We start from the raw sequence: 12,405 nt of genomic DNA, 5'->3' as shown, positions 1-12,405 counted from the left end.
TATCACCTCCTCAGTCTCATACGAGCTATCATTTTGAGTGTACTTTCCCCACGTTCTTCTCTTATCTCTCTTCCCGTCAAGTGCAAGAAAACATCATTGAGTGTAGGTCTATGATAAGTAACCTCTAATATTTTAACTCCTTCTTTTTGAGCAAGGAGAAAGAGTTTTGGAAGGGCTTCTGCAGCATTTTCAACCTCTAAATGGACTCGATTACCACTAAGGAGCTTGCAACCTTTAATGAAATCAGATTTGAGACACTTGAGTTTTTCTGGAGCCTCAAGTTTAAGAGATATTACATCATTGCCCACCAGCTTCTTCAGCCCTTCCGCTGTTCCCTCTGCAATTATTTTTCCATGATCAATTATCGCAATTCTATCAGCAAGTTGCTCGGCCTCATCCATATAATGTGTTGTCAAGAAGATAGTCATGTTATGCTCTTCTTTCATTGCTTTAATGTACTCCCATATATGAGTCCTCGTCTGAGGATCAAGGCCTATTGTAGGTTCATCTAAGAAGAGGATTTCTGGTTCATGAAGAAGTGAACGTGCTATTTCAAGTCTTCTCTGCATACCACCACTAAATGTCTTTACAGGTTTATTCCTGAAATTCCAAAGCTCTACAAATCTCAGAAGCTTTTCTATTTTTTCTTTTAGTTCATTTCCATCCAGTCCATAAATTCTTCCATGAATGTACATGTTTTCATATGCCGTCAGCTCCCTATCCAAGCTAGGATCCTGAAAAACTATTCCTATCTTTTTTCTTACTTCTATTGGTTCCTTAACGACATCATGACCAGCCACAATAGCTTTTCCCGAAGTTAACCTAAGAAGTGTCGTAAGCACATGAACAGTAGTAGTTTTACCTGCGCCATTGGGGCCTAAAAATGCAAATATCTCTCCTCTCTTTACTTTAAAAGAGATTCCTCTAACGGCCTCAAAATTACCATACCTTTTAACTAAGTTTTCAACTTCAATTGCATACATGCTATTTCCCTCCTAAAATTATTAACCTAATTCTTCTCGTGAACTCCGTAATCTCGTTTGAAAGTGCCATTTTTTGCTCTCTGGTGAGCGAGGGAAGAACCCTTAGAACTTCTTTAATTACCTCTTTGAGTTCATTTCCTCCAAGACTTCTAAATTCCTTAAAGGATTCTATCATTCTGATAACTTCAAAGAGTTCATCTTTATGCTCATCGAGATATTCTACCCCTCTATCTGTTATCTGGTAGAGTTTCTTTTCTCTTTTACCTTCCCCAGCCACTTCAATCAGACCATTCCTTTTTAAACTTGATAGAATAGGATATATGGCTCCCGCACTTGGACTTGGGATCCCATATCTATTTTCAAGTTCGGACATTATCCCATATCCATGTTGTGGCTTTTCCTTTAGCAGATAAAGGATAAGGAGCTTAAGATGACCTTTATATTTTGGTCTTTCCATATGCATCACCAGATATATCAAAAGATATATCATTATAAAGCTTACGGTTCAAAACCCTTATTATAACTCATGAGTATATTGAGTTGGTGAAAATTCATGAAAGTTGTATTAAAGCCGCTTTTTGATGCTCCTTTAACACCTGACTTTATAGAGGTCATAAGAGCAAAACTTATAGGAAAAGAAATTAAAGAAGGGGATACTGTAGAGATAGAACTTTTGGGAAAGGCCCTTCAATTTAAGGTAATGTACAGTGAACCAAAACTCATAAGGGTAAACAAAAACACAAAAATAGAGCTTACTGAGGAGGAGATATTTAGCCTAACGTTGGATTTTGAAAAAGAGATTAGAGACGTGTTTCTCCTTAAAAAAAGGATCGTGATACTTCTTGAAAATGAAGTTCTGATTTTAAACCAAAAAGGGCACAAGATTTTTAACCAACGGTTCGACAATCTCAAAGAGGCCAAGGTCTCAGGTGAAATTATAGCGGTGATCCATGATGGGGGCAAAAAACTCACACTCATTCACCTTTGAAGAAAACTGGAATGAGAAGAAAAGGAGAGCTCATGAAATCGTAAAACGATTGATGAACTATCACCAAAGGGAAAAACTTCTAATTGGGGATCCTTATAAAACTCTTATTCATTGCATAATCTCTCAAAGAATGAGAGATGAAGTCACGTATAAAGTGTGGAAAATGTTATTTGAAAAATACAAAAACATTAGAACTATTGCTAAAATATCCCCTGAGGAAATGCAAGACTTCCTGCGAAAAAATGGAGTGGGACTTTGGAAAGCCAAGGGAGAGTGGATAGTTAAAAGTTCCCAGATAATCCTAGAGAAATATGGAGGTAAAGTTCCTGATAAAATTGAGGAACTTATGAAGCTCCCTGGAATTGGAAGAAAATGTGCAAACATCGTTCTGGCATATGGATTTGGACAACAAACAATCCCTGTTGACACTCATGTGAATAGAATAAGCAAACGTCTAGGCCTCGCACCTCCAAAAATTGCACCTGAAAAGGTCGAAGAATATTTAAAGGAATTAATCCCCGAGAGGCTATGGATATATGTAAACCATGCGATGGTAGACCATGGAAAAAGTATTTGTAGGCCCATAAAACCCAAATGCAGTGAATGCTTTTTACAAGATCTTTGTCCATACAATAAGGGGCTCATAAAAAAAGAAGATATAAAATAGATCAAAAAAGGTTTATATACTCCAAAATCCCAGTATTCTTGGTGTCACAAATGAGATATGAAATTATTCAAAGACCAAGCTTTAGCTTGGTCGAAATAGAACTTGAAGATGGGGAGGCCATAAAAGCCGAGCCCGGGGCAATGGTCCACATGAGCCCAAGTATAAAAATAGAAACAAAAACTGGAGGCATCTTTAAGGCCTTAAAGCGCTCAATGCTAGGAGGAGAGAGTATATTCATAAACACTTTTAGGGCAGAAGGAGAAAAAGGCACTATAGGTCTTGCCCCACCATATATGGGTGATATTGAGGCACTAGAGCTTAGAGGAACAATGTATGCTCAAAGTGGGGCATTTTTAGCAAGTTCCGAAACCATAGAAATAGACACTAAATTTGGTGGTGCAAAGACATTCTTCTCAAGAGAAGGTCTGTTCTTATTAAAACTAAGCGGAGAGGGCCCAGTATTTCTGTCCAGTTTTGGAGCAATCTACAAGAAAGAACTTCGAAACGAGAGGTTTATTATAGACACTGGGCATTTAGTTGCATTTACAGAAGGGCTTGACTTTAGAGTAAGAAGAGTCGGAGGAATTAAGAGCACAATTTTTGGTGGAGAAGGTCTTGTTGCTGAATTCTATGGTACTGGTACTTTATACATACAAACAAGGAGCATAGACAGCTTTTTGGACTGGTTGATACCATTTTTGCCAAGAGCTAGAGAGTGATATCTTTTTATACCCTCTTCTTTATGATTTTCGGGTGGAAAAAGTGATAGGAGTGTCAACACAAGCATTATACGACAAAAGCCTCAGTCTAGCTCTTTACAAGATAAGACAACTTAAAGTCAACTTTGTCGAAATAGTGAATGAAGGATACCATGCACTAAATAAATACAATTACAAAACTCATGTAGAGTTCTTAGAAGAGGCCAAATTAAAAAGCGTAATTCATGCACCGTTTAGTGACATAAACATTGGATCATTAAATGAAAAGATAAGAAGAGCATCACTAGAACTTCTCTTTGAAACTCTTAAAATTGCGCACTATATGGGCTCCATGCTAGTTGTGATTCATCCCGCGCATCATTCTCCTCTAAGTGGCCGTTTCCCAAAAGCATATGAAAAGATCCAGAAACGCTCACTAGAGGAAATTGACAAAGTAGCTCAAAAAGTAGGGATAAAAGTGGCCCTAGAAAATATGCCCTCTTTTTGGATTCTGGATGGCCAAACTCCAGAACGCATTAAAGAACTGGTAGAAGGAACCGATATATTTGTCACTTTTGACATCGGCCATTTAAATACAGTTAATGGAGAGTTCACGGAATTTATCAAACTCTTAAAGGACAGAATTATCTATGCGCATTTAAGTGACAATGATGGAGCGCATGACTCCCATCTAGCTCTCGGAGAAGGCAATGTACCCTGGAAAGACGTGATCAGACAAACCCCCAATGTTCCAATGTCACTAGAGGTAAAAAGCTTTGACGGAGTTCTTAAAAGCCTTGAATTTTTGGATGTTATGATAAACGCTGTTTGATGTTCCTTCAATTTTCGGGCAGTAATGCCCTTATTAATTCATCAAAGAGCTTATTTTACCCACATAAAACTTTTATACAGAAGAAGATAAAGTTCAAGTGGAAGATTATTCATAAAAATTTTGAGGTGATACCATGAAAAGCCCAAAAATCATCGAAGAACTTAAACCCTTCTTCGAACCCAATGCTGTTGCTATCATAGGAGCAACAGATAAAAAAGGAAAGGTTGGAAACGTCATTTTTGAGAACTTTAAGAAAAACAAAGAGCAAGGGGTTTTTAAAGGAAACATATACCCAGTGAACCCCAAGCTGGACGAGATCGAGGGATACAAGGTTTACAAAAGTGTGAAAGATCTCCCAGAGGATACAGACTTGGCAGTAATATCCATACCAGCCCCATTTGTCCCACAAACCATGAAAGAAATTGCCGAAAAGGGAATAAAGTCTGTGATAATCATTACGGGCGGTTTTGGAGAACTTGGAGAAGAAGGAAAGAAAATGGAAGAAGAAATCCTCCAGATAGCAAGAGAAAATGGGATAAGAGTTATAGGACCCAATTGTGTTGGTGTGTACGTCCCAGATACTGGAGTTGACACAGTTTTTCTCCCAGAGCAAAAAATGGATAGGCCAAAAAACGGTTCAATTGCATTTGTTTCCCAAAGTGGAGCCTTTGCTGCAGCAATGCTTGATTGGGCGGCCTTAGCAGGAATAGGAATTGGAAAAATGGTAAGTTATGGTAACAAACTTGATGTTGACGATGCTGATTTGATGGACTACTTCATACACGATGAAAGCATAAAGGTTGTTACCTTTTACATAGAGGGTGTAAAAGAAGGGAGAAAATTCATTGAAGCTGCAAAGAGAATAACAAAAGTGAAGCCAGTAATAGCTCTTAAGAGCGGGAGAACCGAATACGGTGCCAAAGCAGCCTCATCCCACACTGGATCATTAGCCGGAGCAGATACAATATACGATGCTGTGTTTAAGCAAACTGGAATTCTGAGAGCAGAGGACTTTGAGCACATGTTCGACGTCGCAAAGGCCTTCGCAAAGTGCAAACTTCCAAACGGAGACAGAATTGGAATCATTACTGATGGTGGTGGAGCAGGAGTTATGGCAAGTGATGCTGTTGCAAAATTTGGCCTCAAAATGGCCGAGCTTAGTGAAGAAACCATCAAATACCTAAAAGAGCACTTCCCACCACACGCCGTAGCTGGCAATCCAACTGACGTAGTAGGTGATACTGACGCTCAGAGATACAAATACGCTATTGAGGCCTTTGTAAACGATCCCAACGTAGACGCAATAGTTATAATAGTCCTCTTCCAAGTACCATTGTTAAACGAAGAAAAGATCATAGAAATTCTTGCAGATTACGCAAAGAAGAGTGAGAAACCAATAGTAGCAGTTGCAATGGGTGGTAAAAAGACAGAGTACTATGCAAAGATACTCGAGGATAAAGGAGTACCAGTATATCCCACACCCGAGAGAGGAGTTAGGGCGATAGCTGGACTCGTCCAATATGCAAAATACTTAGAAAAATTAAATGAGGAGTGATCTGCTCCTTATTTCCTTATTATGGAGGGAATAATATGAAAGAAGAAGCGTTAAAGGTAATTAAAGAGGTTTTGGCTCAGGGTAGGAAATCCTTAGTTGAATACGAAGCAAAACAGGTTTTAAAGGCTTATGGCTTACCCCTTCCAGAAGAAAAATTAGCAAAAACTGTGGATGAGGCCATAAAATATGCTAACGAAATTGGCTACCCAGTAGTCATGAAGCTAATGTCACCCCAAATCCTTCACAAGAGCGATGCAAAAGTTGTCATGCTCAAAATAAAGAACGATGAAGAACTTAAACAAAAGTGGGAAGAAATCCACGAGAACGCCCGAAAATACAGACCAGATGCAGAAATTCTCGGTGTCTTAATAGCTCCAATGCTCAAACTAGGAAGGGAGATTATCATTGGTGTTACCGAAGACCCACAGTTTGGACATGCAATAATGTTTGGTCTTGGTGGAATTTTCGTAGAAATTCTCAAGGATGTCACATTCAGAATAATCCCAATTGAAGAGAAAGACGCGTGGACTATGATAAAGAGTATTAACGGATACCCAATTCTAGCAGGTGCAAGAGGCGAACCACCAGCCGACATGAAAGCAATTGTTGACATGATGCTAAAAGTCTCACAGCTCGTTGATGACCTCAAAGATTACATTAAGGAAATGGACCTTAACCCAATCTTTGTTTACCCTGAAGGAGAAGGCGTGGTCATAGTAGATGCAAGAATTATCTTGAAGTAATGTCTTCTTTTGCTTTATATTTTTGGCTTTTCTCTTGGTAAAGTTAAATGTTACTTTATCTTGACATAATGCTAAAGTATATACACTTTGAGCACAGAACACGTAGACGGAGGAGTCTCATAAACCCCAACTTTCTTTCAGAAATACTAGCGATCGAATAATGAGACAGAAGCATGAAGGAGGTGATAAAATGAGGGCAGAAAAAGAAAGGATTATCCAGCAATCAGTAGACGAGCTCTGGAACAAAGGAGATGTCAGTCTAGCAGACAGGCTTTACGCACCCAATTTCATAAACCACGACCCTAGCAACCCTGACGTTACAAATCTCGAAACCTTTAAGCAATGGGTGCTCTTTTTACATAAAGTATTCCCAGATTTTCACGTAACTATTGAAGATACTATTGCTGAAGATGATAAAATAGTAAAGCGCTGGAGAGTTACTGGAACACAAAAAGATACGTTTATGGGAATCCCGCCAACCGGAAATGGAATAACCCTCGAGGGGATTGCTATATATCGGTTTGAAGAGGACAAAATTGCAGAGTTGTGGTGGGGTTACGATGTATTTGGCATGCTACAGCAACTTGGCGCATTTCCTCCAAAAGAATAGAGGGAATATCAGGGAGATGTTCTCTTTTTAATTTTAGATTTTCTAGTCATTTGATTTCTAAAACCTTTGGCTTCCTCCCTAAAAATTCCGCAGCCGTTAAGACTGTCTTACCGGCCTTTTCTGCTGCTTCCCACACTTCTTTTGTGTGTTCCCTAAAGTGGCGCTCTCTTGGTAGATGATGGTCATATATAATGACTTCCGCATCTATCACCTTTACAATTTTTACTGCATTTTCAATTGTTCTCCTTAAGTTGATCTTATTAAGGAGATAGCCAAGCATGTATGTCATGGGACCATCCAAAACAAGAATATCTGGATTTTCCTTGACTATCCACTCTGCATAATCCTCTATTATTGGCCCATTCAAATCACTTGAATGAATGAATTTTTCTTCTTTGCATTCAATCACTACCGAGATCACCCACCCCACCCTTGAAAACTCTATTCCATGAAAGAGAGGCCTTGTAAATCTAATTTCCGTGTCTCCAAATTGAAATGTTCCTCCATCAGCAAATATGACTTTGAAATTCCCAAAACTCATCTCAGGAATCCTAGGATTCTGGTTCCACTTATTAACCCTATTTTTGAACCATTTGAGACCTTTTTCAAGGAGTTGTTTCCTCCGCGTATTGTAATCACCAAAGTCTTTAGAAAATGCAATTGGTAACTCCTCTAACGGATTTGGGTACTCCTTTGATTCCGATTTTCTCCAAATATCCTCCAATTTTAGATCCCCAAAATATCTGTAGAGATTAGAGTAGAAATACTCCGCCCGTTCTCTCTGAGAATCGTTTATATACTCATTTGGATCCTTAACTAGGAGAAGTTTGCCTTTATACACGTCTAAATCACTTGGAAAGTAGTGATCATAGTGATAGTGTGTGATAACAACAATATCGGCCTTTTCACTGGCTCTCTTTATTGCCTTCTCGCCCTCAATAAGCCATTCGATTTTCTCTTCTTCACTCGCTGGAAAACTCGGTTGCATAATAGCAATTCCAGGATCTATTAAGATCGAGACATCAGAAGTCCTAACCAAGACACACGAGCTTTTAGCACCCAATGAATCAAACCAAATGGGCTTAAATGAGAGTGCCATGGTCATCCCCACTTCATACCCTTAAAAGCCGTTATAAATACCACCAATGCTGCCATTCCAAAAATACCAACAAAAGCAAACCCCACTTTAAAACCAAGAAATCCTACTATTATAGGCCCCAATGCCTGCCCTATATCCTTTATACTCTCCAAAAAACCTAAGGCCGTGCCTCTAAGTTTTGAGATCTCAGTTGCCAAGGGCTTAGTTGAAGCTTCACTCACCGAGGCTCCAAGAGAGAACAAAATAGCTCCTCCAATTATTAGTGGTAAAGAGCCTGAAAAAGCAAATATTAACATTGCAACGCTCACCATTCCCATTCCTACAATTATCGGCTTTATTCTCCCAATTTTGTCACTCAAATACCCCGCATAAGGTTTCACAATGGCCATTATAGAGATTTCAATTGTAAGAATCAACCCAGAGAGCCAAGCTTTATCTTCCAAGAAGTAAAATAGTGGCAAAAAGGTTTCAATACTCTGATAAGCCATATAAACAGCTGCATCTAACAGACCAAGTAACAAGATGGTAGAGCTAAATGAAAATTCAAACCTTCTTAGCCCCCCTTCTGCTTTAGGAAGTGTAAAGGTCAATGCCAATGTGATAAGACCAAGGATAGAACAGGAAATGAAGACGACCCAAAAACCAGCAAAGTATATCAAACTCCCTGCCAATACCGGAGCAATGGCCCTCCCCACCAAAGTCGCAGAGCTCAAGATCCCCATAAAAGTTCCTTTCCTTTCAGGATAGATATCACTTATTAATGCAAGAGACACCGGAACAAAAATTGCAGTTGCTATTCCATAATAAGCTCTTACCAAAGCGAGCGTTATGGCATCATCTGCAAAAAAGTATAGAAGGGGAGCTGAAAAGAAGACAAAACCACTTATTTTAAGTAATCTCTTTCTTCCATAGATATCACTTAGAAGACCAGAGGCAAAGTTTACAAAAATACCAGTTATCGTAGAAGCAGCCGCGATAATTCCAATTTCTCCCCTACTAAGTCCCAAACTTTGAGCATACAGTGGCAAGGTGGGAGACTTACTCATGGTTGAGCCAAGTATAGCGAAAAATCCAGCGATTAAGATTATATAAAGCGTCTTCCTCATATTTCCTCCCAATAAACTTTGTTCTTAAAGTATTAAATCTTTGTTCTATGTGCTACCATACGCTCAAAAGATGGGGCCTGAGTTATAAACACTTAAATCCTGAAAAGTATAAGAAAAAATATGCCAAAGATAAATCTTAATGGAAAGCAAGTACAATATGAGGTTAGCGTAAGAAGGGTAAGGTATGTGAGAATTTACATGACCCCAGAAGGAAAACTTTGGATAGTCTCTCCAACAAAAAAAGTTGAGCAATTTTTAAAGGAAAAAGAAGACTGGATTCTCTCAAAACTTCAAAAAATTGAAAAAGCAAAACAACTTTCAGGTTTTCCATACCTCGGAAAATTTTATTCCGTTAAAAATGGGAAAAAATTTGAAATTTCCGGGGAGGGTATTACACTTCCTTCAGAGGAAAAACTTGAGAAAACATTGAGAAAAGAGCTTAAAATCCTAATAACCCCAATTGTCCACGATAAATCTGAATATCTTGGAGTTAAACCTAAAAAGATCTTCATTCGTAAACAAAAAACAAGATGGGGGAGCTGTTCCCCAAGAGGGAATCTGAACTTTAATTTAGCCATGCTCGCTTTACCTCTGGAGCTTATAGACTATCTTGTAACTCATGAAACTGCTCATTTGATAGAGATGAATCACTCAAAGAGGTTCTGGAAGCTCGTTAGTCACTTCCACCCCGATTGGAGAAGAAAAAGAAGGGAACTGAAGGAGTGGTGGATAATAATCCACAACAATTCAATCTGGAAACAAATTCTGGAGGGGGAAAGATGAGAATCATTCTACTCGGATCTGGTTCTTATAGTGGCACCCCCAAACTTTTTTGCAGTTGTGAAAACTGCACTAGGGCAAGGAAATTTCCCGAGTATAAACGAACAAGATTTTCTATGTATATTCCTAAAATAAATGCTCTTATAGACCCCTCTCCAGATCTGCACTACCACCTCGAACATTTGAATGAAAAAATCGAGAGGGTCCTCATAACCCACCCACATTTTGATCACATAGCAGGTCTCCCAGAACTGCAGATTCTTAGGAGAGTGAGCTTTTATTCCCATGAAAAAACTCTTAAAATGGCAAAACTTTTGCAAGAGACATTTTTAGGTAACAGAGAATGGAGTTATGTCCCCCTTGAATTTAATAGGTGGTACAACTTTGGAAAGTTTAGAATAAAGCACTTTCCTACAACACATCAACCGGGGGATGTGTCCGGTGGATTCATCATTGAAATAAGAGAAAAAAGAATTGTAGTAACTGGCGATACCGGTCCAGAGATTTTAAAGGATAAGGAGCTATTAAACGAGCTCCATAGGGTCGATCTACTTGTCTCTGAGATGACACATAAACACTCAATACCAAAAACCCATTTAGGAGTTGAAGACGCCATTAAACTGGCTCAAAAAATAGATGCGAAAAAGACAATATTTGCCCACATAAGTCACTCAAACTACACTCATGAGGAGCTTGAAGAAAAAGTAGGAGATATCGGGATTGTAGGAAGAGATTTCATGATTCTACAGATTTAACTTCCTATAACCTGTACTATTACTTTTCTCCTTCTTGGTCTCACATCAAGTTCGACAAAAAATATCTGTTGCCATGTTCCCCTAATTACCCTGCCCTCAACAACAGGCAGCACCAATGACGGGCCCAACAAACTGGCTCGGAGATGTGAGTGGGCATTGTTGTCTATGAGATCATGCTTATAACCAGCCCCTTTTGGAACCAATTCTTTTAATAGTCTCTTAAAATCTTCAAGAAGTCCTCTTTCATGTTCTATTGTTACAATTGCTCCAGTTGCTCCTGGAACAAACACTAAAACTTGGCCGTTTTTAACCCCGCTTCTTTCAACAATCTCCTCAATTGCATATGTTATATCGATGAGATCAATTTCGCCATTAGTAGAGAATTTAAGTTCCTCCACCACTGCTTTCATTCCACCACCTCCAAGCAAGATATCCGATGGTAAATCCTATTAGATTTGCGCTCATATCTAGAAAGGAAAAACTTCTTCCCGGTACAAAAAGTTGTAGGAACTCAAATATTACTGGAAAGACAAGAAAAGCTTTGTTTGTACTTAAGATACCCAGTACGAAGAACTCCAAAAAGTGAATTATTTTGTCTCCCCCCATTATTCCTGAGGAAGGCACTTTAGGAGAAAGATTTGCATAAGCCAAAACAAGAAGATAGAGATAAGCAAATTTTTGTTTCATAAAAAGCTCTCCAGTCTTTTGACCTTTTCCACAACCTCTATAGGATCTTCTCCAAAGAGGTAAACACAGGGCTCTATTCCAAAGCCCCCTTTGTCCACAACAGCATCTAACTTGCCTCTTTTCTTAAATTCCTGAGCTATTAGTTGGATAGTCTCGTCTTCCTCACGCTCCTTTTTTTCCACAAACCCTATTGCAAACCCTGCCTTCTTAAGAGCGTCATAGATGTGTTCGTCATACTTTATATTAAGCACAGCTCTCACTTCAGGGAACATCTCTGAAATAGCTATTAAAACCTTCGCCATATGCTCACTTGCCCCAAATTCAGGAGGCAGAGCATACAGCTTATCTTTCACAACAGTTATTCTTCCCGGAATTGCAGCAACATCGTTCTTCTCCTTTGGATTTGAGACAGAATAAGCAAAGTTGCTTCTGATTTCAGGTATTAGCTTTAAAAACTTCATATCCTGTAAAAGTCCATTAAGGGCCAAATTGAGCTCTTCCAAAACTTGAGTTCTAGAAGGTTCTTCACTAAATATATCCTTACATAGAGACTCATCATCACTCCCAATATACTCCAAATATCCTTTACAGAGAATCCCACTCTTAAACATCTTGAAAAAAGCTCGATTTAAAAATCGTATCACGTCTTCTTTTCGTGCACCATAAATGATTAGGGCAGCGATTTCTTCAGATATTGACTCTACTTCTTTAGCGAGTTCTCCACCAAGCTCTTTGTATTTGCCAGCCAAGTATTTGCTCACCATTGCTTGGGTTATACCCAGATGTTCAGCTATTCTAGCCTGAGTAAATCCTTTAGAATACAAGATGCCAGCTACTTTGGCTCTTATATTTGGCATAACCTCTTCGGCCCAGAACTCACATGGAGTCTTCACACCTTTCAC

General features: G+C 38.9%; 16 protein-coding genes. 9 read left to right on the top strand and 7 right to left on the bottom strand.

The genetic code is table 11. The features are described from left to right. Positions 1-2 precede the first annotated feature (2 nt). Entirely contained in the window at positions 3-983 is a 981-nt protein-coding gene (locus K1720_RS04130) for an ATP-binding cassette domain-containing protein (RefSeq protein ID WP_251950137.1), read from the bottom strand. Position 984: 1 nt separating this feature from the next. Further along, positions 985-1,440 (bottom strand): PadR family transcriptional regulator, encoded by a 456-nt coding sequence (locus tag K1720_RS04125; RefSeq protein WP_251950509.1) that lies wholly within the window; start codon positions 1,438-1,440, stop codon positions 985-987. Positions 1,441-1,536: 96 nt separating this feature from the next. Between K1720_RS04125 and K1720_RS04120 the strand changes: the two genes are divergently transcribed. The 7 genes from K1720_RS04120 to K1720_RS04090 all read left to right on the top strand — a co-directional run bounded on the left by K1720_RS04120 (position 1,537) and on the right by K1720_RS04090 (position 7,076). After that, positions 1,537-1,971 (top strand): DUF6849 domain-containing protein, encoded by a 435-nt coding sequence (locus K1720_RS04120; RefSeq protein WP_251950135.1) that lies wholly within the window; start codon positions 1,537-1,539, stop codon positions 1,969-1,971. Continuing rightward, positions 1,934-2,638 carry an endonuclease III domain-containing protein gene (locus tag K1720_RS04115; protein ID WP_423837321.1) on the top strand — a complete coding sequence of 235 codons (705 nt, stop codon included), beginning with the start codon at positions 1,934-1,936 and terminating at the stop codon, positions 2,636-2,638. Before K1720_RS04120 ends, K1720_RS04115 begins: the two co-directional genes overlap by 38 nt. Before the next feature lie 50 nt (positions 2,639-2,688). Continuing rightward, the gene (locus K1720_RS04110) at positions 2,689-3,357 is read left to right on the top strand and encodes a TIGR00266 family protein (protein ID WP_251950131.1); all 669 of its coding nucleotides are present in this window, start codon (positions 2,689-2,691) and stop codon (positions 3,355-3,357) included. 34 nt (positions 3,358-3,391) lie between these two features. Next, the gene (locus tag K1720_RS04105; RefSeq protein WP_251950129.1) at positions 3,392-4,168 is read left to right on the top strand and encodes a sugar phosphate isomerase/epimerase family protein; all 777 of its coding nucleotides are present in this window, start codon (positions 3,392-3,394) and stop codon (positions 4,166-4,168) included. Between the two features lie 133 nt (positions 4,169-4,301). Continuing rightward, positions 4,302-5,723 carry an acetate--CoA ligase family protein gene (locus tag K1720_RS04100; protein WP_251950127.1) on the top strand — a complete coding sequence of 474 codons (1,422 nt, stop codon included), beginning with the start codon at positions 4,302-4,304 and terminating at the stop codon, positions 5,721-5,723. Between the two features lie 35 nt (positions 5,724-5,758). Beyond that, positions 5,759-6,466 (top strand): acetate--CoA ligase family protein, encoded by a 708-nt coding sequence (locus K1720_RS04095; protein ID WP_251950125.1) that lies wholly within the window; start codon positions 5,759-5,761, stop codon positions 6,464-6,466. A 160-nt stretch (positions 6,467-6,626) separates the two neighbouring features. Then, complete coding sequence (locus tag K1720_RS04090) at positions 6,627-7,076, top strand: ester cyclase (protein ID WP_251950124.1); 450 nt, start codon at positions 6,627-6,629, stop codon at positions 7,074-7,076. A gap of 46 nt (positions 7,077-7,122) precedes the next feature. Here K1720_RS04090 and K1720_RS04085 read toward each other — a convergent pair whose 3' ends face one another. After that, positions 7,123-8,175, bottom strand: a complete 1,053-nt coding sequence (locus K1720_RS04085) for an MBL fold metallo-hydrolase (RefSeq protein WP_251950123.1) — start codon at positions 8,173-8,175, stop codon at positions 7,123-7,125. Between the two features lie 2 nt (positions 8,176-8,177). Continuing rightward, entirely contained in the window at positions 8,178-9,281 is a 1,104-nt protein-coding gene (locus K1720_RS04080; protein WP_251950122.1) for an MFS transporter, read from the bottom strand. 120 nt (positions 9,282-9,401) lie between these two features. Between K1720_RS04080 and K1720_RS04075 the strand changes: the two genes are divergently transcribed. Both K1720_RS04075 and K1720_RS04070 read left to right on the top strand, forming a co-directional pair. After that, positions 9,402-10,064 carry a M48 family metallopeptidase gene (locus K1720_RS04075; protein ID WP_251950121.1) on the top strand — a complete coding sequence of 221 codons (663 nt, stop codon included), beginning with the start codon at positions 9,402-9,404 and terminating at the stop codon, positions 10,062-10,064. Then, a complete protein-coding gene (locus K1720_RS04070) occupies positions 10,061-10,816 on the top strand; it encodes an MBL fold metallo-hydrolase (protein WP_251950120.1) in 756 nt (251 codons plus the stop codon). Before K1720_RS04075 ends, K1720_RS04070 begins: the two co-directional genes overlap by 4 nt. Here the strand turns inward: K1720_RS04070 and K1720_RS04065 are convergent. The 3 genes from K1720_RS04065 to K1720_RS04055 are packed head-to-tail and all read right to left on the bottom strand — an operon-like array spanning position 10,813 to position 12,405. Further along, positions 10,813-11,226: a secondary thiamine-phosphate synthase enzyme YjbQ gene (locus K1720_RS04065; RefSeq protein WP_251950119.1), complete on the bottom strand. Its 414-nt coding sequence runs from the start codon at positions 11,224-11,226 to the stop codon at positions 10,813-10,815. The genes K1720_RS04070 and K1720_RS04065 overlap by 4 nt on opposite strands. Next, on the bottom strand, positions 11,201-11,503 hold the full coding sequence (locus tag K1720_RS04060) for a VanZ family protein (protein WP_251950118.1): 303 nt from the start codon (positions 11,501-11,503) through the stop codon (positions 11,201-11,203). Before K1720_RS04060 ends, K1720_RS04065 begins: the two co-directional genes overlap by 26 nt. Further along, the gene (locus K1720_RS04055) at positions 11,500-12,405 is read right to left on the bottom strand and encodes a thiamine-phosphate synthase family protein (protein WP_341480976.1); all 906 of its coding nucleotides are present in this window, start codon (positions 12,403-12,405) and stop codon (positions 11,500-11,502) included. Before K1720_RS04055 ends, K1720_RS04060 begins: the two co-directional genes overlap by 4 nt.

The sequence above is a fragment of the Thermococcus argininiproducens genome (assembly GCF_023746595.1).
Lineage (GTDB): Archaea > Methanobacteriota_B > Thermococci > Thermococcales > Thermococcaceae > Thermococcus_A > Thermococcus_A argininiproducens.
The sequence above is the reverse complement of the archived record's forward strand: the minus strand, read 5'-3'. Positions and strand labels throughout refer to the sequence as shown.